The sequence below is a fragment of the Pseudomonas sp. GW821-FHT11G12 genome (genome assembly GCF_058808055.1).
On record NZ_JBXARH010000001.1, the window covers coordinates 361750 to 384254 of the forward strand.

Consider the following 22505-nt stretch of genomic DNA (forward strand, 5'->3'; position numbering starts at 1 on the left):
AATCAACGGCTTGGGATTTCTGGCACGAATGTCGCTCTACTGCACACGTCGCTTGACTCCAATAATAAAAAGGCCGAGCCATGTCACTCACCCTGGAGCACGTCAGCCGCACCGTCGAGGGCCAGACCTGGATCGACGATGCGAGCCTGAAATTCGAACCTGGATCCTTCAACGTCCTGCTCGGGCGCACGCTGTCCGGCAAGACCAGCCTGATGCGCCTGATGGCCGGTCTGGACAAGCCCGACAGCGGCCGGATCCTGATGAACGGCGTCGACGTTACCCAGCGCCCGGTGCGTCTGCGCAACGTGTCGATGGTCTATCAGCAGTTCATCAACTACCCGACCATGACGGTGTTCGAAAACATCGCCTCGCCACTGCGCCAGGCCGGGATCTCCAACGAGCAGATCCAGAGCAAGGTGCAGGAAACCGCGAAGATGCTGCGCATCGAGAAGTTCCTGAAGCGCTATCCGCTGGAACTCTCCGGTGGCCAGCAACAGCGCACGGCCATGGCCCGGGCGCTGGTCAAGGATGCCGAGTTGATCCTGTTCGATGAGCCGCTGGTCAACCTCGACTACAAACTGCGCGAAGAACTGCGCCAGGAAATGCGCGAGCTGTTCAAGGCGCGCCACACCATCGCCATCTACGCTACCACCGAGCCCAACGAAGCGCTGGCGCTGGGCGGCACCACCACCATTCTTCACGAAGGCCGGGTGATCCAGAGCGGCCCGTCGACCGAGGTCTATCACCAGCCACAAACGGTGCTCGCGGCTGAATTGTTCTCCGAGCCGCCGATCAACCTGATGCCGGGGCGCATCGCCGGCAACGAAGTGAGTTTCGCCAACTTCGTACACTTTCCGTTGAACGTAGACCTGCGCCCGGTGGGCGAGGGCGAGTTCCGTTTCGGTGTGCGTCCAAGCCATATCTCGCTGGTGCCGAGCAACGACGACGACCTGGAACTGGCGGTGACCGTCGAGGTGGCGGAGATCAGCGGTTCGGAAACCTTCCTGCATGTGCGCAACGAGCATTTCCTGCTGGTGCTGCACTTACCGGGCGTTCACGAATACGACGTCGATGCGCCGATCCGCATCTATATCCCGACCCATAAACTGTTTGTGTTCGATGCGCAGGGCCGTCTGGTGCAGGCACCGGGCCGGCGCGTCGCGAGGGTTGCCTGATGGCCGAAATCCGTTTGCAACACCTCGCCCACAGTTACACCAGTACTCCCGCCGGGCCCGAGGACTACGCGATCCGCGAGATGGATCACATCTGGGAGCAGGGCGGCGCCTATGCCTTGCTCGGGCCGTCGGGTTGCGGCAAGTCGACCTTGCTCAACATCATTTCCGGCCTGCTCAGCCCGTCTCAGGGCCACGTGCTGTTCGACGGCAAAGCGGTCAACGACCTGACCCCGGAGAAGCGCAATATCGCGCAGGTTTTCCAGTTTCCGGTGGTCTACGACACCATGACCGTGTTCGACAACCTGGCCTTCCCGCTGCGCAATCAGGGCATGGCTGAGGCCAAAGTCCACAGCAAGGTGCAGGAAATCGCCGAAGTCCTCGACCTGCAGAATCTGCTGAGCAAAAAGGCGCGCAACCTCACCGCCGACGAAAAACAGAAAGTCTCCATGGGCCGTGGTCTGGTGCGCGACGACGTCTCGGCGATTCTTTTCGACGAGCCGCTGACGGTGATCGACCCGCACCTGAAATGGAAACTGCGGCGCAAGCTCAAGCAGATCCACGAGCAATTCAACATCACCATGGTCTACGTCACCCACGATCAACTGGAGGCCTCGACCTTCGCCGACAAGATCGCGGTGATGTACGGCGGCCAGATCGTCCAGTTCGGCACACCCCGGGAATTGTTCGAACGGCCGAGCCACACCTTTGTCGGCTACTTCATCGGTAGCCCCGGAATGAACCTGATCGAGGTGCAGCCGCAACCGGGCGGCGTCGGTTTCAACTCGACCCATCTGCCGCTGTCCGACGCGTTGCAACGGCATATCGAACATGGCCAGTGGAAAAACCTGAAGGTCGGCATCCGCCCCGAGTTCATCCATGTGTGGGACGAGCCGTTCGATGACGCGATGCAGGCGCGGGTCGTACACGTCGAAGACCTCGGTACCTACAAGATCATGACCCTGGATCTGGACGGTGCACCGCTGAAAGTGCGCCTGGCCGAAGACAAACCAGTGCCGCAGGGCACGGCGTACATCAGTTTCCCGGCGCAGTGGCTGATGGTCTATGCCGATGAGTTCCTGCTCGAAGCCAGCGAAGAGGTGCAGCCATGAACAAGGTGCAGAACAACAAGGCCTGGTGGCTGGTGTTGCCGGTGTTCCTGCTGGTGGCATTCAGTGCGGTGATCCCGATGATGACCGTGGTCAATTACTCGGTGCAGGACATTTTCGACCAGTCCAGCCGCTACTTCGTCGGCGCTGACTGGTACAAGCAAGTGCTGCTCGATCCGCGTCTGCACGACTCGTTGCTGCGCCAGTTCATCTATTCGGCGTGTGTGCTGCTGATCGAAATCCCCCTCGGGATCGCCATCGCCCTGACGATGCCGACCAAGGGCCGCTGGTCGTCGGTGGTGCTGATCGTGCTGGCGATTCCGTTGCTGATTCCATGGAACGTGGTCGGCACCATCTGGCAGATCTTCGGTCGTGCGGACATCGGCCTGTTGGGGTCGAGCCTCAACGCCATGGGTATCAGCTACAACTACGCGGCCAACACCATGGACGCCTGGGTCACGGTGTTGGTGATGGACGTGTGGCACTGGACCTCGCTGGTGGCGCTGCTGTGTTTCTCCGGGCTGCGGGCGATTCCCGATGTGTATTACCAGGCGGCGCGGATCGACCGGGCTTCGGCCTGGGCGGTGTTCCGGCATATCCAGTTGCCCAAGCTGAAAAGCGTGCTGCTGATCGCAGTGATGCTGCGCTTCATGGATAGTTTCATGATCTACACCGAGCCGTTCGTGCTCACCGGCGGCGGGCCGGGCAATGCCACGACCTTCTTGAGTCAGACGTTGACCCAGATGGCCGTGGGCCAATTCGACCTGGGGCCAGCGGCAACCTTTTCGCTGGTGTACTTCCTGATCATCCTGCTGGTGTCCTGGCTGTTCTATACCGCCATGACCCATAGCGACGCCAACCGCTGAGGCCCGGCCATGAGCAAGAGAAAAGTGATCCCGTTGCTGCTCTACATCCTGTTCCTGCTGGTGCCGATCTACTGGCTGCTGAACATGTCGTTCAAGAGCAACACCGAAATCCTCGGCGGCCTGACGCTGTTTCCCCAGGATTTCACCTTCCACAACTACAAGGTGATCTTCACCGATCCGAGCTGGTACACCGGTTATCTCAACTCGCTGTACTACGTGAGCCTGAACACGGTGATTTCCCTGAGCGTGGCGTTGCCGGCGGCTTATGCGTTTTCCCGGTATCGCTTTCTCGGCGACAAGCACCTGTTCTTCTGGCTGCTGACCAACCGTATGGCGCCGCCGGCGGTGTTTCTGCTGCCGTTCTTCCAGCTGTATTCGTCGATTGGTCTGTTCGACACCCACATCGCGGTGGCACTGGCGCACTGCCTGTTCAACGTGCCGTTGGCGGTGTGGATTCTCGAAGGGTTCATGTCCGGCGTGCCCAAGGAAATCGACGAAACCGCCTACATCGACGGCTACAGCTTTCCCAAGTTCTTCGTGAAGATCTTCATCCCGCTGATTGGCTCCGGGATCGGTGTGACAGCGTTTTTCTGCTTCATGTTTTCCTGGGTCGAACTGCTGCTGGCACGCACGCTGACCTCGGTGAACGCCAAGCCGATCGCGGCGGTCATGACGCGTACGGTGTCGGCGTCCGGTATCGACTGGGGCGTGCTGGCGGCGGCGGGGGTGCTCACCATCCTGCCGGGCATGCTGGTGATCTGGTTTGTTCGCAACCACGTGGCCAAGGGCTTTGCCCTGGGCCGGGTCTGAGGAGCTGATGATGGAATGGATGAGCTGGACCGTCCCGACGGCGGCATTTTTCATCGTGATTGGCTTGATCCTGGTGGGCATGACCACCTGGGAACTGCGCTCGCCGAGCATCCTGCGGCGAGGGTTTCTGCCGATTGCCACCACCCGTGGCGATCGCTTGTTCATCGGTCTTCTCGGCAGCGCCTACCTGCACCTGCTGGTAATCGGCGTGACCGACTGGAGCATCTGGGTAGCGTCCGCGTTGTCCCTGGTGTGGCTGTTGGCTGTGATGCGTTGGGGCTAGTCGAATCGCTCGGCAATCGTGCTCCAGAACTTAAACAGGAGGTCTCTATGTTCGACAAAAACAATAAGCTGCGACATAGCATTTCATTGGCAGCCATGCTGGCACTCAGCGGTTTGAGCGCAACCGCCTGGGCCGATGCGTACGAAGACGCGGCAAAAAAATGGATCGGCAGCGAGTTCAAGCCGTCGACCCTGACGGCCGATCAGCAGCTCGAAGAACTGAAGTGGTTCATCAAGGCCGCCGAGCCGTTTCGCGGGATGGAAATCAAGGTCGTTTCCGAAACCCTGACCACCCACGAATATGAATCGAAGGTGCTGGCCAAGGCCTTCACCGAAATCACCGGGATCAAGCTGACTCACGACCTGCTGCAAGAAGGCGACGTCGTGGAAAAAATGCAGACCGTGATGCAGTCGGACAAGAACATCTACGACGGCTGGGTCAACGACTCGGACCTGATCGGTACGCACTTTCGCTACGGCAAGACCGAGTCGATCACCGACCTGATGGCCAACGAAGGCAAGAACTTCACCTCGCCGACCCTCGACATCAAGGACTTCATCGGCATTTCCTTCACCACCGCACCTGACGGCAAGATCTATCAATTGCCCGATCAGCAGTTTGCCAACCTCTACTGGTTCCGCGCCGACTGGTTCGAACGCGCCGACCTCAAAGCCAAGTTCAAGGAAAAGTACGGTTATGAGCTGGGCGTGCCGGTGAACTGGTCCGCCTATGAAGACATCGCGAAGTTCTTCAGCGAAGACGTCAAGGAAATCGACGGCAAACGCATCTACGGGCACATGGACTACGGCAAGAAAGACCCGTCGCTGGGCTGGCGTTTCACCGATGCCTGGTTCTCCATGGCCGGTGGCGGCGACAAGGGCCTGCCCAACGGCTTGCCGGTGGACGAGTGGGGCATCCGCGTCGAGGATTGCCACCCGGTGGGCTCCAGCGTGACCCGCGGCGGCGACACCAACGGCCCGGCCGCGGTGTTCGCCACGACCAAGTATGTGGACTGGCTCAAGGCTTACGCGCCACCGGAAGCGGCGGGCATGACCTTCTCCGAGTCCGGCCCCGTACCGTCCCAGGGCAACATCGCCCAGCAGATTTTCTGGTACACCGCGTTCACTGCCGACATGACCAAACCGGGCCTGCCGGTGGTCAACGCCGACGGCACACCGAAATGGCGGATGGCGCCGTCGCCGCGCGGACCGTACTGGGAAGAAGGCATGAAGTTGGGTTATCAGGACGTGGGTTCCTGGACCTTCATGAAGTCCACGCCTGAGAAGCAGAAACTCGCGGCCTGGCTGTACGCGCAGTTCGTGACCTCGAAAACCGTGTCGCTGAAGAAAACCATCGTCGGCCTGACGCCAATCCGCGAGTCGGACATCAACTCGCAAGCCATGACCGACCTGGCACCGAAACTCGGTGGTCTGGTCGAGTTCTACCGCAGCCCGGCCCGCGTGCAATGGACGCCGACCGGCACCAACGTGCCGGACTACCCACGTCTGGCACAACTGTGGTGGAGCCACATCGCCGAAGCCGCCAGCGGCGACAAGACCCCGCAACAGGCGCTCGACGGCCTGGCCAAGGATCAGGACGCGATCATGACCCGTCTGGAACGCTCCAAGGCCCAGGCCACCTGCGCCCCGAAAATGAACCCCGAGCGCGACGCGCAATACTGGTTCGATCAGCCTGGCGCACCTAAACCAAAACTGGCCAACGAGAAACCGAAAGGCGAAACCGTGAGCTACAACGAACTGCTCAAGTCGTGGGAGGCAGCACGCAAGTAAGCGTTTTGGGGGAACAGAACGGCACCTTCGGGTGCCGTTTTTTTCAGCCCTCGATTTCACGTTTCACCGCCCGGCGTACGGCTTTGAGGATGGCGCCTTCAAAGGCGTTGTGCCCGGCGTGCAGCAAACGACAGTGAATGTTCATGCGTTGCCTGAGCCAGCGCACGCTGGCCATGCCGAAGGTATCGCGGATGCCCTGGATCAGCAGGGTGTTGTCGTCGAGGATCAGGTCCTGATCCCTTGGCCGGAAGAAATAGCCTTGCAGGTGGTAATGCAGCTCCAGACGGATCGCGAGCACTGCTTCCTGATCGACGAAACGCTCCAGCGTGCCGGGGCAAACCGTCTGCCCCGTGCGGCGCAAAACCCCATTCAACCATTCAATGGCGGCGACACGCTGTTGCAATGGGCAACCTTCACCGAGTATCCGGTAGATGTCCCTGGCGCGATGGCCTGACGTCGCTTGAGGCGATTGTGCCAACCCGTCGTTGAGTGCCTGATCGTATGACCGGACATTGGCTGCAAATGGGACGAACACCGACACCAGCGTGGTTTTCAGCAGGTGCTGCGGATAGCGCTGCTGGTACTGGATCGCCAGCCAGCTGCCCCACGAAACGCCCAGCACACTGATTTTTTCGAAGCCGAAGTGCTGGCGCAGGGCATCGATGTCTTCGACGCACAGACCGGTGTTGTTGTCGCGCCGTTCGCCGTAGGGCGTCGAGCGCCCGCAACCGCGTTGGTCAAACAGGATGATGTCGAAACGGCGCAGGTCGAAGAAGTCCAGATGATGACGACTGCAGCGCCCACCGGGGCCGCCATGCAGGAAAAACACCGGTTCGCCTCCCGCAATGCCATGGCGTTCCCAGTAGAGTTGATGGCCATCACCGGTCGGGTAATAGCCTCTGCCTTGCAGGGAAAAGGTCATGTTGAGTTGGCCGTCAGGCGATATCGGGTTTATGGATCGGGTTTGTGTTCATGCATCCAATGGCGCTCATGGTGTGTGCTTCCTGGTTGTCTGTTGAGTGAACGGTTTCAAGCGAGAGCCGAATCTAGAAGCACAGCGACGATGAGGTCAAAGATGACCAGAGGTTTCCAATCGCGGTTTTTGGGAGCGCCGAAGTACCTACTGACAAATTGTGAGTAGACACGCCACGATCGACGTAAAGGCTTGTTTTAGATGGGGTGGACGGGGTGGTTGAAGGCGAGCGAAGCGACGATGCATTAGCCCTCAACAACGTTTTGTTTCATGCCTTTGTCAGACGTTTCATCGCTAGGTCGACGCAAATTCGCACTGAAAGGTTTGCGAAGACTTATGGCGGATGTGTGCGGTGATTTTTCCGATGGAGATTGAGAAAACACCGCACAAATCTGTTTGAGGGTCTTAATGCTTTTCTGCGAACACTGGGAACACCAGACTGAAAACCGTCATCGCCCCCGGACGGCTTTGCACGTGCGCGGTGCCCGAATGCAGGCTCATGATCGAGCGTACGATAGCCAGCCCCAGACCGGTGCTGCCCTGCGAGCGAGTGCGGCTGCTGTCGACCCGGTAAAAGCGGTCGAACAGATGCGGCAAGTGCTGCGCTTCGATGCCCACGCCGGGATTGCTCACACGCAGTGCGACCTGTGTCGGCGCCTGCTCGATGAACAGCGAAACGGTTTTGCCGGCGGGGCAGTGGCGCAGGGCATTGGACAGCAGGTTCGATATCGCTCGCTGAATCATCAGTCGGTCGCCCGAGACTTGCGCGCTGCCGACCACTTTCAGGTGGATCTGTTTGTCCTGCGCCGACAGGGAAAACAGCTCGGCCACCCTGAGCGCCTCGTCTTCCAGTGCAATCGACTCGAACGACGCGTGCGCCATCGGCTGGCTGGCCTGGGCCAGAAACAACATGTCCGAGACAATGCGTGCGATGCGCTCCAGTTCTTCGGTGCAGGACACCAGGACGTCGGTGTATTCCTCGACCGAGCGTTCCCGCGACAGCGTGACCTGAGCCTTGCCCATCAGGTTGTTGATCGGCGTACGCAGTTCGTGGGCCAGATCATCGGAGAACTGCGACAACTGCTGCACGCCGCTGTCCAGGCGATCGAGCATCACGTTGATGCCTTGCGCCAGTTCGCTGAGCTCCTGAGGCATGTTCACCACTGAAAGCCGATGGTCGAGGTCCTGGGTGGTCACCCGGGCCGCCACTTTGCGAAACTCGCGCAACGGCGCCAGTCCGCGCTGCACCGCGCCCCAGGCGGTCAGGCCGATGAACACCAGCAGCAACGGCAAGGCAATCAGCGTCGAGCGCAGGTAGGCGCTGAGCAAGGCCTGGTCGTGGGCATTATCCATCGACAACAGCACCGGCACATTGCTGCCGTCCTTCAGACGAATCAGCTTCGAGGCGGTGAGAAACTTCGCGCCGTCAGCATCGACGCTGTCGGTGTAGGTCAACTGATTGGTCGTCGCCCGCACTGCTTTCAATTCAATCCGTGGGTCCGTCAATCCTGACCCTGACTTGAGCAGCGGCGAGCGCAAATTGCCTCGGTCATAAATCGTCAGCGTCAGGTTGTCATGCCCCATGACCTGATCGAGCAGAATGTGCGGCTTGCCACTGACTTCATTGGTATCGATGTACAGCGAGAGGCTGTGTTCCACTTGCGTCATCTTCTTTTCCAGGCTGTCCCGAGACAACGCATTCAGTTCATGGGTCAGGGCGAAATACGCGAGGATCGCCAGGAACACCACCAGCAGCGCACCGAGAGTACTGACTGTCAGCCCCAGTCGCAGTGACAGGCTGGCCGGCTTCATTCCCGTGCCTCCAGCACATAGCCGACACCGCGCAGGGTGTGGATCAGTTTGCTGTCGAACGGGTCGTCGATCTTCGCTCGCAAGCGGCGGATCGAGACCTCGACCACGTTGGTGTCGCAGTCAAAATTCATGTCCCACACCAGCGAGATGATCTGGGTGCGGGTCAGCACTTCGCCGGACTGGCGCATCAGCAGATGCAGCAGGGCAAATTCCTTGGTGGTCAGGTCGATGCGCTGCTGGCCACGAAACGCCCGGTGACGGCCCGGATCGAGCTCCAGATCGGCGACCTTGAGCACCTGCGGCACCGGGATGTTTTCGCTGCGGCGCATCAGGGTACGCACCCGGGCCAGCAGTTCCGGAAACTCGAACGGCTTGACCAGATAGTCGTCGGCGCCCAGATCCAGCCCCCGGATCTTGTCCGCCAGCCGCCCGCGCGCGGTAAGCATCATCACCCGGGTGGAGTGGGTGCGGCGTAACTGTTCCAGCACGCCCCAGCCGTCGAGTTCCGGCAGGTTCACATCGAGAATGATCAGGTCATAAACCTGTTGTTGTGCCAGGTGCAAACCATCAGCGCCGTTAACAGCGTGGTCAACGATATAGCCACTTTCGGTCAGACCCTGATGCAAGTATTCGGCAGCTTTAAGCTCGTCCTCGACGACAAGGATTCGCATGATTTATCACCACTTTTATTCAATGGATAATTAATTAGGGTGGCCGGGAAAGTTGTTGTTCTTGTAGGGGCTTCCGGACGGTTTCAATAACTCAATGGCGTGCACGGTAAAGGCTGTAGTGGCTACAGAGTCAACGCCTGAGGCCTTTAAGTCGGCCATCCGCGACAGCCTGTCGCAGCAGAAAAGCGAATTTCTCATGACTTCGATTTCGGCAAGTGCTGTTCGGCGGATAACTAACGTGCATTTGTTTCCATGTATTGCAACAAAGCCATTCGAACTTCGAATCCTAGAGCAAAACAACTTCGATAAACCGTGGATAACGGATTTGTAATGTTCACGTCACCTTGTCGATAAGTTCAAAACCCTACCGTGGCGCAATCAACGATTCTTGATTAAAGGAAGCCTTCCATTGCCCGGTTTAATAGAACTGACGGCGCGATCACGCCTGAAAAAAACCGCCAGCGGCCTCTTGTTGTTGGCCTGTACAAGCCTTGCCAGTGCTTCGACCCTGACCCTGGATCAGGCCCTGCAAACCGCCTTCGCCGGCAACCCGGATCTGGCCGCTGCACAGTGGGAACTCGGCATTGCCGAAGGTGACCGCAAGCAGGCCGGGCTGATTCCCAACCCCGAGGTTTCGTGGGAGGCCGAAGACACCCGGCGCCAGTCGCGCACCACCACGGTGATGCTCAGCCAGCCGATCGAGCTGGGCGGCAAGCGTGGCGCGCGGATTGATGTGGCGAATCGTGCGCAGGATGCCGCCGGCATCGAGCTGGAGCGCAAGCGCAACGCGTTACGCGCCGATGTCATTCAAGCGTTCAACGGCGCGCAAACTGCGCAGCAACGTTTGCAACTGGCCCGGCAGTCGCTGCAACTCGCCGAGCACGGTTTGCGTGTGGCGCAGGGGAGGATCGAGGCGGGCAAGTCGTCGCCGGTGGAAGGCACTCGCGCCCAGGTGCAGCTCTCGGAAGTGCGCCTGGAGCTAAGCCGCGCGGAGCGCGATCAGGCCAATGCGTACCAGCAATTGGCACAGGTCATGGGCGCACCGTTGCCGACGTCGACCACGGTGCAGACCGCGACTCAAAGCCTGCCCAGCGTACCGCCGCCTACCCGTTTGCTTGAGCGTCTGAATGAAACGGCGGAGCTGCGCCTGGCCAGGTTGCAGATCGACCAGCGCGAAGCGTCGCTGGGGCTGGAAAAGTCCCAGCGGATACCCGATCTCACCGTCAGCATCGGCAGCCAGTACAGTGAAACCGAGCGCGAGCGGGTCAATGTGGTCGGGCTGTCGATGCCGATTCCGTTGTTCAACCGCAATCAGGGCAACGTGCTGGCGGCCGCGCGGCGTACCGATCAGGCGCGGGACCTGCGCAACGCCACCGAGCTTCGCTTGCGCACCGAGATCCAGACCACGCTTGCGCAATGGCAGACCGCCAATGGCGAAATCAAGGCGTTCAACCAGACCATCCTGCCCGCCGCGCAAAGTGCGGTGGACAGCGCCACTCGCGGTTTCGAAATGGGCAAGTTCGGCTTCCTCGACGTGCTCGACGCCCAGCGCACGCTGATCAGCGCTCGCACCCAATACATCCAGGCGGTGAGCGAGGCGACCGACGCTCGGGTCCGCATCGAACGCATTTTCGGCGACCTCAGCGTCAGCCCTTGAATTTCAATTTTCTGATCACTGCGCGATGGCACGGCGCAGAGGAGTTTCCATGGATAAAAAACTGATCGTGGTCGCTGCGGCGACCTTGGCGTTGGGCATTGGTATCGGCTCGATGTGGGCGGGCAACTCAGGCATCGACGCGCATGCCGATGAGGCCGCCGAGCATGCGGATCACGCCGAAGAAGGCGCCGCCGCTGAAGGCGAACATGGCGAAGAAGGGCACATCGAATTGACGGCCGAACAGATCACGGCGGCGGGGATTCAACTGGCCGAAGCGCGAGCGCAGCGCATCAGTCTCGGCCTGCCGTTCCCCGGTGAAGTGCGCTTCGACGAGGACCGCACCGCCCATGTGGTGCCACGCGTACCGGGGGTGGTCGAGTCGGTGTCGGTCAATCTCGGGCAGTCAGTGAAGAAGGGTCAACTGCTGGCCGTGATCGCCAGCCAGCAGATTTCCGATCAGCGCAGCGAGCAGGCGGCCGCGCAACGCCGTTTGGCCTTGGCGCGCACGACTTTCGAACGCGAGAAGAAACTGTGGCAGGACAAGATCTCCGCCGAGCAGGATTTCCTCCAGGCACGTCAGGCTCTGAAAGAAGCCGAAATCGCCCTGAACAACGCCCGGCAAAAGATCAGCGTGCTTAGCGGCAGTGTGGTTGCCACTGGCGGTAATCGCTATGAACTGCGGGCACCGTTCGACGGTGTGGTGGTGGAAAAACACCTGACGCCGGGCGAGGTGGTCGATGAAACCACGGCGGCGTTCACGCTCTCGGATTTGTCGCGGGTGTGGGTCACCTTCGGCGTGTCACCGAAGGACTTGAACAAGGTGCAAGTGGGCAAACCCGTCACGGTCAGCGCGGCGGAATTGAATGCTGAAGTGACCGGCACCGTGGCCTACGTCGGCAGCCTGCTCGGCGAACAGACCCGTACCGCGACGGTTCGCGTGACGTTGGAAAACCCGCAAGGCTCATGGCGCCCGGGCCTGTTTGTCACCGCGCTGGTCGCCACCGACAGCCGCCAGGCCAAAGTCGCTGTACCGGAAACTGCGATCCAGACCGTCGAGGACAAACCCACGGTGTTCATCCGCACCGACGACGGCTTCAAGGCGCAAGCGGTGGAGCTGGGCAGTCGCGCGGCGGGTCAGGTGGAAGTCACCGCCGGGTTGGAACCGGGTGTGCAAGTCGCCAGCGCCGGCAGCTTCGTCCTCAAATCGGAGCTGGGCAAAGCCTCGGCCGAGCACAGTCATTAATCGCGGAAGACTCCCATGTTCGAACGCCTGATCCAGTTTGCCATCGAGCAGCGCATCATCGTGCTGCTCGCCGTTTTGCTCATGGCCGGCCTCGGCATCGCCAGTTACCAGAAACTGCCGATCGACGCCGTGCCCGATATCACCAACGTCCAGGTGCAGATCAACACCGGCGCGGCCGGGTTCTCGCCGCTGGAAACCGAACAGCGCATTACGTTCCCGATTGAAACCGCGATGGCCGGCCTGCCGGCGCTGGAACAGACCCGTTCGCTGTCGCGTTCGGGGTTGTCCCAGGTCACGGTGATCTTCAAGGACGGCACGGATCTGTTCTTTGCCCGGCAGTTGGTCAACGAGCGGTTGCAGTCCGCCAAGGAGCAATTGCCCGAGGGCGTGGAGGCGGTGATGGGGCCGATCTCCACCGGGCTTGGCGAGATATTTCTGTGGACGGTCGAGACGAAGGAAGGCGCGCTGAAGGACGACGGTACGTCCTACACGCCGACCGATCTGCGGGTGATTCAGGACTGGATCATCAAGCCGCAATTGCGCAACGTCCCCGGCGTGGCCGAGATCAACACCATCGGCGGCTTTGCCAAGGAGTACCAGATTGCCCCCGATCCGAAAAAACTCGCGGCCTACAAACTGACCCTCACCGATCTGGTCACGGCGCTGGAGCGCAACAACGCCAACGTCGGCGCCGGGTACATCGAGCGCAGCGGCGAGCAATTGCTGATTCGCGCACCGGGTCAGGTGGCGAGCACCGAGGACATCGCCAACATCGTCATGGCCAATGTCGACGGCACGCCGATCCGCATCAAGAACGTCGCCACCGTGGATATCGGTCGCGAACTGCGTAGCGGCGCCGCCACGGAAAATGGCCGTGAAGTGGTGCTGGGTACGGTGTTCATGCTGATCGGCGAAAACAGTCGCACGGTCTCCCAGGCAGTTGCCGCCAAGCTCGAACAGATCAACAAATCCTTGCCCGACGGCGTGATTGCGGTGCCGGTGTACGACCGCACGCATCTGGTCGACAAAGCCATCGCGACGGTGAAGAAAAACCTCGTCGAAGGCGCGATTCTGGTGATCGCGATTCTGTTTCTGTTCCTCGGCAACATCCGCGCTGCGCTGATCACGGCAATGGTGATTCCGCTGTCGATGCTGTTCACCTTCACCGGCATGTTCAGCAACAAGGTCAGCGCCAACCTGATGAGTCTCGGCGCGCTCGACTTCGGCATCATCGTCGATGGCGCGGTGGTGATCGTCGAAAATACGCTGCGACGACTGGCCCATGCGCAGCAGCATCACGGGCGTCTGCTGACACGATCCGAGCGTTTCCATGAAGTGTTTGCGGCAGCGAAAGAGGCGCGGCGACCGCTGATTTTCGGCCAATTGATCATCATGGTCGTGTACCTGCCGATCTTCGCCCTGAGCGGCGTCGAGGGGAAAATGTTCCACCCGATGGCGTTTACTGTGGTCATCGCGTTGCTCGGTGCGATGCTCTTGTCCGTGACCTTTGTGCCGGCGGCGATTGCGCTGTTCGTGACCGGCAAGGTCAAGGAAGAAGAGGGTGTGGTGATGCGCGGTGCACGTCGCGTCTATGCACCGGCGCTGGCCTGGGTCATGTCCCATCGGGCGATGGCGGTCGGTGCGGCGTTGGGTGTGATCGTGCTCAGTGGCGTGGTCACCAGCCGCATGGGCAGCGAGTTTGTGCCGAGTCTCAGCGAAGGCGATTTTGCCTTGCAGGCGTTGCGCGTGCCGGGCACCAGCCTGACGCAATCGGTGGATATGCAGCAGCGATTGGAAACGTTGATCCTCGATAAAGTGCCGGAAGTCGAGCGCGTGTTCGCCCGTACCGGCACCGCGGAAATCGCCTCCGATCCGATGCCGCCGAACATTTCCGACAGCTACGTGATGCTCAAACCGAAAGACCAATGGCCGGACCCAGGCAAGTCCCGCGAAACCCTGATGGCCGAACTGCAACAGGCCGCCGCGACGCTGCCGGGCAGCAACTATGAACTGTCGCAGCCGATCCAGTTGCGTTTCAACGAACTGATCTCCGGCGTGCGCAGCGACGTGGCGGTCAAGGTGTTCGGCGATGACATGGACGTGCTCAATGCCACGGCGGCGAAGATTGCCGCCGCGATGCAGAAGGTCAATGGCGCGTCCGAGGTCAAGGTCGAGCAAACCACTGGCCTGCCGGTGCTGACCATCAACATCGATCGCGACAAGGCTGCGCGTTACGGGCTCAACGTCGGCGATGTGCAGGACACCATTGCGGTGGCCGTCGGCGGGCAGAAGGCCGGGACGATGTATGAAGGTGACCGCCGATTCGACATGGTGGTGCGCTTGTCCGATGCCATGCGCAAGGACGTCGACGGGTTGTCGGCGCTGCTGATTCCGGTGCCGGCGGCTGGCGGTGAGGCGGCCAGTCAGATCGGCTTCATTGCGCTGAAAGATGTTGCCAGTCTCGATCTGGTGCTGGGGCCGAATCAGGTCAGCCGCGAGAACGGCAAGCGCCTGGTGATCGTCAGCGCCAACGTGCGTGGTCGTGACATCGGCTCTTTCGTCGCCGAGGCGGGCGAAGCGATCGAGCGCGATGTGCAGGTGCCGGCGGGTTACTGGACCACCTGGGGCGGTCAGTTCGAGCAACTGCAATCGGCGGCCAAGCGTTTGCAGATCGTGGTGCCGGTGGCGTTGCTGCTGGTGTTCGGGTTGCTGTTCATGATGTTCAACAACCTCAAGGACGGCTTGCTGGTGTTCACCGGGATTCCGTTTGCGCTGACTGGCGGGGTCATGGCGTTGTGGCTGCGGGACATCCCGTTGTCGATCTCGGCGGGTGTCGGTTTTATCGCGCTGTCCGGTGTGGCGGTGCTCAACGGGTTGGTGATGATCGCGTTCATACGTAATTTGCGGGAGGAGGGGCGCTCGCTTGCCGAGGCGATTCATGAAGGTGCGCTAACGCGATTGCGCCCGGTGTTGATGACGGCGTTGGTCGCGTCCCTGGGCTTCATTCCGATGGCGCTTGCGACCGGCACCGGGGCCGAGGTTCAGCGACCGCTGGCGACGGTGGTGATTGGCGGGATCCTGTCCTCGACCATCCTCACGTTGTTGATCTTGCCGGCGCTGTATCAAATTGCCCATCGTCGGGACGAGGAATCACCGGCTGCTGCTTAGTCGCTTCATGGTTCAAAACAGGCCCGCGATTGCGGGCCTTTCTACATAACGGATATGTAATTTCGGCGCCACCGTCACGAAAGGTTCGGATTGTTACCTTGATCCCGTCAGTTACTTAAACGAGGAATCAAACATGAAATCTGTACAGATCGGTGCTTTTTTGGTGGCGTTGGTGATGTCTTCCCTGGCCATGGCCGAAGGTGGCGGTGACCGCACCTTCGACCGAATGATGACTGCCAACGACCGCTCCGTGGAGCTGTTTGTGGCCAAGGAGAAGGCTCGTGATCCTGTCGTCGTGAATGATAAAAAGGACGAAAAGACCCAAGACCTGTAAGCGTGTCACCAATGAATGAGCCCGTCATCGCGCATCGATGGTGGGCTTTTTTATGAGTCGTTTTTTGAAGGAAATGGATATGAACTTTCTCAAGTTGATGGCGTTCACCGGTGTCATGGCAATGTCTTTGAATGCGTTGGCCGAAGGGGGCGGAGACCGGACGTTTGACCGGGCGCTCAGCGCCAATGCCCAAGCCATGGAGCAGTACGCGGCCGCCCAGGGCAAAGCGGCGCCGGTGGTCAAGGAATACGAGTACGGTATGAAGCTGGATGTGAAGAAAGTGGTCAGCGTTGTCCGGCCGAAGAATGAATGCGCGGTTGTGCCGGCAGCGATGACTTATGAGGACTCCAAAGGGCAACTCAATACGCTCACCTATAGCGTGATGGGCACCTGCCGTCAGCAGGGTGGATAGCGCCGATAGCGGCTCAAACGCCCGGTTCATGTTCAGTGAGTCGGGCTTTTTTTCAGGCATAAAAAAGGCGCCCCGAAGGACGCCAAAGGATTCACCTCTTACCAAAGGAGCAAGGAGCTTCTAAAGGTGAATGTGTATTGCTCGTGAAAACTCAGAGAATCGCCAGCGGGTATTCGACAATCACGCGTACTTCATCCAGATCGGACTCGAATGCCGTGGCACGGGTGGTGGCCTGGCGCAAACGCAGCGACAGGTCTTTCATCGAACCGCTCTGCACCACGTATTTGACTTCGATGTCACGCTCCCAGCGCTTCTGGTCGGTCAGCGGATTGCCGTCGGCATCGCGGCGCATGTACACGGCGTTGGCGTTGGAGTAGTCGGCGTCGGTGCCGCGGGCATAACGGGTCATGAACGACAGGCCCGGCAAGCCGTAAGTGGTCATGTCGAGGTCGTAGCGCACCATCCACGAACGCTCTTTCGGCGAGTTGAAGTCGCTGTACTGGATGGAGTTGTCGAGGAAGATCGAGTCGGACTGACGCAGGTAATCGAAGTCGTCGTTGCCGTTGTTGCGCTGGTGGGAGAGGGCGACAGAGTGGGCGCCAAGCTTCACACCGACACGGCCGCTCCAGATGTTGTTGTCGAACTTGCCGAGCAATTGTTTGCCTTCGTCGACTGCCTTGTAATAGTTCAGACCGCCGAACAGCGACAGGTCATCCGACAGCGGATACGTCCAGGCGGTGCCAGCGTAGTACTGGTTCCAGGCATCTTTCAGGCGGCTGGAGTACAGGCTGAAACTGAGGTTTTTGTTCAGCGCATAATCACCGCCGCCGTAAGCGATCCAGGGCGAGTTGACCGGTCCGGCATAGAAGGTTGCGAAGTTTTCGCGCATGTCGCTGGACACCGGTTGGCTCATCGCATGCAGCCGGCCGCCCTGGATCGACAGGCCTTCGATGCTGGTGTTGGTCGCCGTCACGCCGCGAAAGCTTTCCGGCAGCAGTCGCGAATCACCTGCTGCAACCACTGGGTTGGCCGGGAACACATCGCCGATTTTCACCACCGTATCGAAGGCCCGTACTTTGGCGGCGCCCCCGACCTTGGTGTATTCGTCCCGTGCTTTGCCTTCGCTGTCGACCGGCAACACATCGAACGAACTGCGGCCACCGTTGCGACCATCACCGGTGTCGAGTTTCAGACCGATCATGGCAAACGCATCGACACCGACCCCAACGGTGCCTTGGGTGAAGCCGGATTCGAACTTGCTGATGACCGCATGGGCCCAGGCTTCGGAATAACCATTGCCGGTAGGGCTGGACTGGCCGTTGCGGTGGTCACGATTGAAATAGAAGTTGCGGTTGAGCACCGTCAGGCTGCTGCCTTCGATAAACCCTTCGGGTTTTTCTTCTGCAAACACCATGGACGGCCCGGAGCCGACAACCACTGCTAAAGCGGCCATCGACATTTTTTTGTTGTTAACCATCAATCACTCCTTGGGTTCGGCAGAACGGGAACGTGCGTCGGCGTGAGTTTTATTGTTCGACGGGCAAGGCCCGTCGGGAGAGTCGCCGGGTGACATCGTTGCAGGCTGCGGATAACGCGGAGGTGATTGGGGGATTACAATTTCGTTAGATCCCGGAAGTCAGGTCAGAGCCGCAAGGTGGTCGATCGTTTGTGGAAAACGCTCGACCAGTCGAATGAGTGTCGTCGCTTGGGCATTTGGCGTTGCTCGACCTTGTTCCCAGTTTTCGAGGGTTCGAGTGTTGGTTCGCAGGTACATGGCGAAAACTGACCGGGAGAGGTTGAGTTGCTGGCGGATCGCAACAACTTCCTCGGCAGTGATCGGCAATAGTTTTGGTAACTGGACTTTGTGGGTGCGAAGGGTGACCTTGCCCTGGCGCTCGTCGGCCAAAGCCTCAAGGCCCTCCATCAGTTCGGAAAAAATGTCACGTTTCATATTTGGGTTCTCGTGTTGATTTCTGTATCCAGAGCCTGTTTGAAGACTCTTTTCTGGGAAGGCAACAGATCGTCTTGCTCGTTTTTGCTGTACACGGTGAACAGCCAGAATTGGTCGAAACCAGACCACCAGTAATAAATCACTCGTAATCCGCTGCGCTTGCCTTTACCGCGTCGTTGGTCGCAGAAGCGAATTTTACGCAGCCCACCCGTTCCTTCGATGAGATCGCCCGCTTCGGGATTTTTCAGCAGCTCCAATTGAAAGCTGCGGAACAAATCATCATCCAGGTAATCGTCCCGGTGCTTCTGGAACGCGGGTAATTCGATAAAAAGAGCATCCATGTTCTGTACGTTACCTGCGTATAGTTTTGTCCCGATGATCGAATTGGTCAAGGCCTCCAGGCCATCCTTTTCGCCCCCTTTTCAACGGTAGTCACCGATCGTAAAAACGCCTGTAGGACGAATCGACCAGTGTGGTGGGAGCATTCGACTGAATAGGGAGGAACCTTGCAATTGACGTGACTGAACAATCCGCAGCACTATCCAGCCATGAATGCCCAACATCGAATGACCATGATGTGCTCCTCTGTGACCGCTTCCGGCGGGCCATAAGGTCATGCATGTCTGGTCAATGACGTGTTACCCAAAGCCCCGCCAGAAATGGACGGGGCTTTTTAATTGCCCGTCCGCACATGGCTCAAGGAGAGAGAAATGTTCGAAATGAAAAGAGCCACCCCGGACGATGCCGGGATAGCGTTCGAGATTCGGCGACTGGCGATCCGGCATCAATGCATCGGTGCCTACAGCGAGCAGCAGATGCTCGACTGGACAAAAGGCACGGCGCAAGACGGTTACGACACGCTCATGCAAAAGCATTTCTATCTGGGTTACGTTGAGGGTGAGCCTGTGGCAAGCGGTATGCTCGATCTGGAGCACCGCGAAATCGGCGCGATTTTCATCCATCCGGATTTCATGCAGCGCGGGCTGGGCAAGCGAGTACTGTACTTTCTGGAAGCGCTGGCACGGAGTCTGGGACTGGCAGAGGTTTGTCTGGATGCGACTTTGAATGCCGTCGATTTCTATCGGCGCTGCGGTTACGTCGGGGAGGGGAGTGCGGTTTATCAATCGCCTTCAGGTCTTCAACTGGCCTGCGTGCCGATGCTGAAAAAACTGTGATGGCATTAACGCAAAAACGGCACCCGAAGGTGCCGTTTCTGTTTGTAGCCCATTCCAGCAGAGCAATCAGCCCGCCAGACCCGCCTGCTGAACCAGGGTCAGCAACGGTTGTGGGTAGACGCCGAGGAAGAACGCAACCAGGGCGATTGCCAGCAGCATCACGCCGCCGGCTTTCTGTTCCCAGTGCAGTTGGGCGTCGTGGCGGCGCAGGTTCGGTTCGATCAGGTACAGGGTGACCATCACGCGCAGGTAGTAGAACACGCCGATGGCGCTGCCCAGAACCAGCGAACCGACCAGCCACCATTGGTGCGACTCGACACCGGTAGCGATGATGTAGAACTTGCCGATGAAGCCTGCGGTCAGCGGGATACCGGCCAGGGACAGCATCATCACGGTCAGTACGGCGGTCAGGTACGGACGGCGCCAGAACAGGCCGCGGTACTCGTACAGCGCGTCTGCGTCACGGCCGTTGTACGGCGAGGACATCAGGGTGATCACGCCGAACGCGCCGAGGCTGGTGATCACGTAGGTGACTAGGTACACGCCGATGGCTTCCACTGCCAGACCCTTGCTCGCCACCAGCGCGATCAGCAGGTAGCCGAAGTGCGCGATGGACGAATAACCGAGCAGACGCTTGAGGTTGCTCTGGGTCAGGGCCAGCAGGTTACCGAACAGGATCGAGGCGATGGCGATGATGGTCAGCACGTTGCTCAGAACACCACTGCTTGCGGCAGGGGAGATCTGGAACAGACGAACCATGACCGCGAACACAGCCACTTTCGAAGCGGTGGCGAGGAACGCGGCCACCGGTGCCGGAGCACCTTCGTACACGTCCGGCGTCCACAGGTGGAACGGTACCAGCGACAGTTTGAACGCCAGGCCGATCAGCATCATGCCCAGGCCCAATTGCGCCAGCGAGCTCGGCAGGTTGGTGGTGGCCAGTGCCTGACCGATACCCACGAAGCTCAGGGAACCCGAGTCTGCGTACAGCAGCGCCATACCGAACAGCAGGAACGCGGAACCGGCGGCCGACAGCACCATGTACTTGATACCGGCTTCCAGCGAACGCTTGTTGAAGAAGGCGTAGGCCACCAGACCGTAGACCGGCACCGACAGCAGTTCCAGACCGATGAACAACCCGGCCAGGTGCTGCGCGCTGACCAGAACCAGGCCACCGGCGGCAGCCATCAGGATCAGCAGGTACAGTTCTTCACGGTTGCCCGGGTAACCCGAACCGCCGTCGCCGAGGTAGGCGTGGGCGAGAGTTACGCAGGCGAGGGTGGCGACCAGGATCAGCGCCATGTACAGGCAGGCAAAGGTGTCGATCTGCAGCAATGGGGTCACGGCCAGAGGCGCGACTTTCAGTGCCGGCAGGATCGACAGCAAGGCCAGGTTCAGACCTGCCACCGAAATCAGGAAGGTCTGCGAGTGGTTGCGGCGCCAGGCGATTGCCAGCATCACCACGATAATGGTGAGGCTGGTGATCAACAGTGGCGCAAGCGCAATAAAGTGTTGAATCGTGAATTCCATAGCGCTCTTACCGGGCCGAAGCGAGTTGAGTGAAGGCGGTGCCGAGCCACTGCTGCACGCCATGCATCGTGGCGGCAGAGGTGTCGAGGAACGGTTGCGGGTAGACGCCGAGGTAAATCAGCAGTGCCGCAAGGCCCAGCACCATGATCAGTTCGCGACCGTCCATGCCGTGCAGGATCGAATCCGATTTCGACGGACCGAAGTAGGCACGGTGGATCATGATCAGCGAGTAGACCGAACCGAACACCAGACCGGACGTGGCAATCGCGGTGATCCATGGAGCACTGGCGAAGGTACCGATCAGGATCAGGAACTCGCCGACGAAGTTACCGGTGCCCGGCAGACCCAGGGAGGCGGCTGCGAAGAACAGGCTGATCGCCGGCAGGTAAGCGATACGCGACCACAGACCGCCCATCTCACGCATGTCACGAGTGTGCAGACGCTCGTACAGCTGACCGCTGAGGATAAACAGTGCCGCGGCCGACAGACCGTGCGCCAGCATCTGGATCACGGCGCCTTGCAGCGCCAGTTGGCTGCCGGAGTAGATGCCGATCAGTACGAAGCCCATGTGGGAAACGGACGAGAAGGCGATCAGACGCTTGATATCGGTTTGGGCGAACGCCAGGAACGCACCGTAGAAGATCCCGACCAGGCCCAGGGCCATGGCGAACGGTGCGAACTCGGCCGACGCGTTCGGGAACAGCGGCAGGGCGAAACGCAGCAGACCGTAGGCCGCGGTTTTCAGCAAGATACCAGCGAGGTCGACGGAACCGGCGGTCGGTGCCTGGGCGTGAGCGTCAGGCAGCCAGGAGTGGAACGGAACCACTGGCAGTTTGACCGCGAAGGCGATGAAGAAGCCGAGCATCAGGATGTACTCGGTGGTCATCGACATCTTGGTCTTCAACAGATCGGCGTAGTTGAAGGTGATCACGCCGGTGCTGTTGTAGTTGACCAGTACCAGACCCAGGATCGCCACCAGCATGATCAGGCCGGAAGCCTGAGTGAAGATGAAGAACTTGGTCGCGGCGTAGATCCGGGTTTTCTTGCCGTCCGAAGAACTGTGACCCCAGAGCGCGATGAGGAAGTACATCGGCACCAGCATCATTTCCCAGAAGAAGAAGAACATGAACAGGTCGAGGGCGAGGAACACGCCGACAACGCCGCCCAGGATCCACATCAGGTTCAGGTGGAAGAAGCCAACGTGACGCTGGATCTCTTTCCACGAGCAGAGTACCGACAGGATACCCAGCAGACCGGTCAGCAGGATCATCAGCAGCGACAGGCCGTCGAGGGCCAGGTGCACGTTGATGCCGAAGCGCTGGATCCAGACGTGCTTGAACTCAAGCGCCCAGGTCGGATCGGCGCCAGGCGCCGGAGCAAATGAATAGTCACCGTGGGCCCACAGCCAGAGGCCGAGGGCGAGTTCCAGGGTCATGGTCAACAGCGCAATCCAGCGGGGGAGGGTAGCGCCGAAGCGCTCACCCATCCAGCACAGCAGGCCGCCGATGAAGGGGATCAGGATTAGCCAAGGCAGAATCATGACGGGCTC

At 59.8% G+C, this 22505-nt stretch carries 20 protein-coding genes; 12 read left to right on the plus strand and 8 right to left on the minus strand.

The annotated features are described in order from the left end of the window. Positions 1 to 80: 80 nt before the first annotated feature. Genes AC1RR7_RS01570 through AC1RR7_RS01595 form a run of 6 tightly spaced genes read left to right on the plus strand, consistent with a single transcriptional unit; the run spans position 81 to position 6030 of the window. Positions 81 to 1175: an ABC transporter ATP-binding protein gene (locus AC1RR7_RS01570; protein ID WP_007951489.1), complete on the plus strand. Its 1095-nt coding sequence runs from the start codon at positions 81 to 83 to the stop codon at positions 1173 to 1175. Then, on the plus strand, positions 1175 to 2284 hold the full coding sequence (locus AC1RR7_RS01575) for an ABC transporter ATP-binding protein (RefSeq protein WP_102622487.1): 1110 nt from the start codon (positions 1175 to 1177) through the stop codon (positions 2282 to 2284). The genes AC1RR7_RS01570 and AC1RR7_RS01575 overlap by 1 nt, the downstream gene beginning before the upstream one ends. Beyond that, positions 2281 to 3147: a carbohydrate ABC transporter permease gene (locus tag AC1RR7_RS01580; protein ID WP_493155844.1), complete on the plus strand. Its 867-nt coding sequence runs from the start codon at positions 2281 to 2283 to the stop codon at positions 3145 to 3147. The genes AC1RR7_RS01575 and AC1RR7_RS01580 overlap by 4 nt, the downstream gene beginning before the upstream one ends. Before the next feature lie 9 nt (positions 3148 to 3156). Beyond that, positions 3157 to 3957, plus strand: a complete 801-nt coding sequence (locus tag AC1RR7_RS01585; RefSeq protein WP_085732164.1) for a carbohydrate ABC transporter permease — start codon at positions 3157 to 3159, stop codon at positions 3955 to 3957. Positions 3958 to 3967: 10 nt separating this feature from the next. Then, complete coding sequence (locus tag AC1RR7_RS01590) at positions 3968 to 4240, plus strand: DUF2160 domain-containing protein (protein WP_039767461.1); 273 nt, start codon at positions 3968 to 3970, stop codon at positions 4238 to 4240. A gap of 47 nt (positions 4241 to 4287) precedes the next feature. Next, complete coding sequence (locus AC1RR7_RS01595; RefSeq protein WP_192558413.1) at positions 4288 to 6030, plus strand: ABC transporter substrate-binding protein; 1743 nt, start codon at positions 4288 to 4290, stop codon at positions 6028 to 6030. Between the two features lie 43 nt (positions 6031 to 6073). Here AC1RR7_RS01595 and AC1RR7_RS01600 read toward each other — a convergent pair whose 3' ends face one another. From AC1RR7_RS01600 to AC1RR7_RS01610, 3 genes are all read right to left on the minus strand, one after another. Beyond that, positions 6074 to 6952, minus strand: coding sequence for an alpha/beta fold hydrolase (locus tag AC1RR7_RS01600; RefSeq protein WP_493155846.1), 879 nt, complete (start codon positions 6950 to 6952; stop codon positions 6074 to 6076). Positions 6953 to 7408: 456 nt separating this feature from the next. Then, positions 7409 to 8815 carry a heavy metal sensor histidine kinase gene (locus AC1RR7_RS01605; protein ID WP_493155848.1) on the minus strand — a complete coding sequence of 469 codons (1407 nt, stop codon included), beginning with the start codon at positions 8813 to 8815 and terminating at the stop codon, positions 7409 to 7411. Continuing rightward, positions 8812 to 9486 carry a heavy metal response regulator transcription factor gene (locus AC1RR7_RS01610; protein ID WP_096822275.1) on the minus strand — a complete coding sequence of 225 codons (675 nt, stop codon included), beginning with the start codon at positions 9484 to 9486 and terminating at the stop codon, positions 8812 to 8814. The genes AC1RR7_RS01605 and AC1RR7_RS01610 overlap by 4 nt, the downstream gene beginning before the upstream one ends. A 409-nt stretch (positions 9487 to 9895) precedes the next feature. Between AC1RR7_RS01610 and AC1RR7_RS01615 the strand changes: the two genes are divergently transcribed. From AC1RR7_RS01615 to AC1RR7_RS01635, 5 genes are all read left to right on the plus strand, one after another. Further along, positions 9896 to 11143, plus strand: coding sequence for a TolC family protein (locus AC1RR7_RS01615; protein WP_493155850.1), 1248 nt, complete (start codon positions 9896 to 9898; stop codon positions 11141 to 11143). 49 nt (positions 11144 to 11192) lie between these two features. Then, entirely contained in the window at positions 11193 to 12386 is a 1194-nt protein-coding gene (locus AC1RR7_RS01620) for an efflux RND transporter periplasmic adaptor subunit (protein WP_493155851.1), read from the plus strand. Between the two features lie 15 nt (positions 12387 to 12401). Beyond that, a complete protein-coding gene (locus AC1RR7_RS01625; RefSeq protein WP_493155853.1) occupies positions 12402 to 15554 on the plus strand; it encodes an efflux RND transporter permease subunit in 3153 nt (1050 codons plus the stop codon). Between the two features lie 133 nt (positions 15555 to 15687). Beyond that, positions 15688 to 15888, plus strand: coding sequence for a co-regulatory protein PtrA N-terminal domain-containing protein (locus AC1RR7_RS01630; RefSeq protein ID WP_096822271.1), 201 nt, complete (start codon positions 15688 to 15690; stop codon positions 15886 to 15888). A 79-nt stretch (positions 15889 to 15967) separates the two neighbouring features. Further along, positions 15968 to 16300, plus strand: coding sequence for a DUF2790 domain-containing protein (locus AC1RR7_RS01635; protein WP_192560980.1), 333 nt, complete (start codon positions 15968 to 15970; stop codon positions 16298 to 16300). 151 nt (positions 16301 to 16451) lie between these two features. Here AC1RR7_RS01635 and AC1RR7_RS01640 read toward each other — a convergent pair whose 3' ends face one another. From AC1RR7_RS01640 to AC1RR7_RS01650, 3 genes are all read right to left on the minus strand, one after another. Further along, complete coding sequence (locus tag AC1RR7_RS01640) at positions 16452 to 17777, minus strand: OprD family porin (protein ID WP_493072097.1); 1326 nt, start codon at positions 17775 to 17777, stop codon at positions 16452 to 16454. 159 nt (positions 17778 to 17936) lie between these two features. Further along, entirely contained in the window at positions 17937 to 18251 is a 315-nt protein-coding gene (locus AC1RR7_RS01645) for a helix-turn-helix domain-containing protein (RefSeq protein WP_007951468.1), read from the minus strand. Then, positions 18248 to 18592, minus strand: coding sequence for a toxin (locus AC1RR7_RS01650; RefSeq protein WP_096822369.1), 345 nt, complete (start codon positions 18590 to 18592; stop codon positions 18248 to 18250). Before AC1RR7_RS01650 ends, AC1RR7_RS01645 begins: the two co-directional genes overlap by 4 nt. Positions 18593 to 18961: 369 nt before the next feature. Between AC1RR7_RS01650 and AC1RR7_RS01655 the strand changes: the two genes are divergently transcribed. Continuing rightward, on the plus strand, positions 18962 to 19426 hold the full coding sequence (locus tag AC1RR7_RS01655; RefSeq protein WP_493155855.1) for a GNAT family N-acetyltransferase: 465 nt from the start codon (positions 18962 to 18964) through the stop codon (positions 19424 to 19426). Between the two features lie 66 nt (positions 19427 to 19492). On the opposite strand, the gene nuoN is transcribed toward AC1RR7_RS01655, so the two are convergent. Together nuoN and nuoM are read right to left on the minus strand one after the other, a co-directional pair. Continuing rightward, entirely contained in the window at positions 19493 to 20956 is a 1464-nt protein-coding gene (nuoN, locus tag AC1RR7_RS01660) for an NADH-quinone oxidoreductase subunit NuoN (protein ID WP_102622478.1), read from the minus strand. Between the two features lie 7 nt (positions 20957 to 20963). Beyond that, positions 20964 to 22496 (minus strand): NADH-quinone oxidoreductase subunit M, encoded by a 1533-nt coding sequence (gene nuoM / locus AC1RR7_RS01665; RefSeq protein WP_096822265.1) that lies wholly within the window; start codon positions 22494 to 22496, stop codon positions 20964 to 20966. Between the last annotated feature and the right edge of the window lie 9 nt (positions 22497 to 22505).

What these genes read in the sequence shown, in the direction of transcription:
- AC1RR7_RS01570 (WP_007951489.1), top strand. Translation starts at nt 81, where the DNA reads ATGTCACTCACCCTGGAGCACGTCAGCCGCACCGTCGAGGGCCAGACC.
- AC1RR7_RS01575 (WP_102622487.1), top strand. Translation starts at nt 1,175, where the DNA reads ATGGCCGAAATCCGTTTGCAACACCTCGCCCACAGTTACACCAGTACT.
- AC1RR7_RS01580 (WP_493155844.1), top strand. Translation starts at nt 2,281, where the DNA reads ATGAACAAGGTGCAGAACAACAAGGCCTGGTGGCTGGTGTTGCCGGTG.
- AC1RR7_RS01585 (WP_085732164.1), top strand. Translation starts at nt 3,157, where the DNA reads ATGAGCAAGAGAAAAGTGATCCCGTTGCTGCTCTACATCCTGTTCCTG.
- AC1RR7_RS01590 (WP_039767461.1), top strand. Translation starts at nt 3,968, where the DNA reads ATGGAATGGATGAGCTGGACCGTCCCGACGGCGGCATTTTTCATCGTG.
- AC1RR7_RS01595 (WP_192558413.1), top strand. Translation starts at nt 4,288, where the DNA reads ATGTTCGACAAAAACAATAAGCTGCGACATAGCATTTCATTGGCAGCC.
- AC1RR7_RS01600 (WP_493155846.1), bottom strand. Translation starts at nt 6,952, where the DNA reads ATGACCTTTTCCCTGCAAGGCAGAGGCTATTACCCGACCGGTGATGGC.
- AC1RR7_RS01605 (WP_493155848.1), bottom strand. Translation starts at nt 8,815, where the DNA reads ATGAAGCCGGCCAGCCTGTCACTGCGACTGGGGCTGACAGTCAGTACT.
- AC1RR7_RS01610 (WP_096822275.1), bottom strand. Translation starts at nt 9,486, where the DNA reads ATGCGAATCCTTGTCGTCGAGGACGAGCTTAAAGCTGCCGAATACTTG.
- AC1RR7_RS01620 (WP_493155851.1), top strand. Translation starts at nt 11,193, where the DNA reads ATGGATAAAAAACTGATCGTGGTCGCTGCGGCGACCTTGGCGTTGGGC.
- AC1RR7_RS01625 (WP_493155853.1), top strand. Translation starts at nt 12,402, where the DNA reads ATGTTCGAACGCCTGATCCAGTTTGCCATCGAGCAGCGCATCATCGTG.
- AC1RR7_RS01630 (WP_096822271.1), top strand. Translation starts at nt 15,688, where the DNA reads ATGAAATCTGTACAGATCGGTGCTTTTTTGGTGGCGTTGGTGATGTCT.
- AC1RR7_RS01635 (WP_192560980.1), top strand. Translation starts at nt 15,968, where the DNA reads ATGAACTTTCTCAAGTTGATGGCGTTCACCGGTGTCATGGCAATGTCT.
- AC1RR7_RS01640 (WP_493072097.1), bottom strand. Translation starts at nt 17,777, where the DNA reads ATGGTTAACAACAAAAAAATGTCGATGGCCGCTTTAGCAGTGGTTGTC.
- AC1RR7_RS01645 (WP_007951468.1), bottom strand. Translation starts at nt 18,251, where the DNA reads ATGAAACGTGACATTTTTTCCGAACTGATGGAGGGCCTTGAGGCTTTG.
- AC1RR7_RS01650 (WP_096822369.1), bottom strand. Translation starts at nt 18,592, where the DNA reads ATGGATGCTCTTTTTATCGAATTACCCGCGTTCCAGAAGCACCGGGAC.
- AC1RR7_RS01655 (WP_493155855.1), top strand. Translation starts at nt 18,962, where the DNA reads ATGTTCGAAATGAAAAGAGCCACCCCGGACGATGCCGGGATAGCGTTC.
- nuoN (WP_102622478.1), bottom strand. Translation starts at nt 20,956, where the DNA reads ATGGAATTCACGATTCAACACTTTATTGCGCTTGCGCCACTGTTGATC.
- nuoM (WP_096822265.1), bottom strand. Translation starts at nt 22,496, where the DNA reads ATGATTCTGCCTTGGCTAATCCTGATCCCCTTCATCGGCGGCCTGCTG.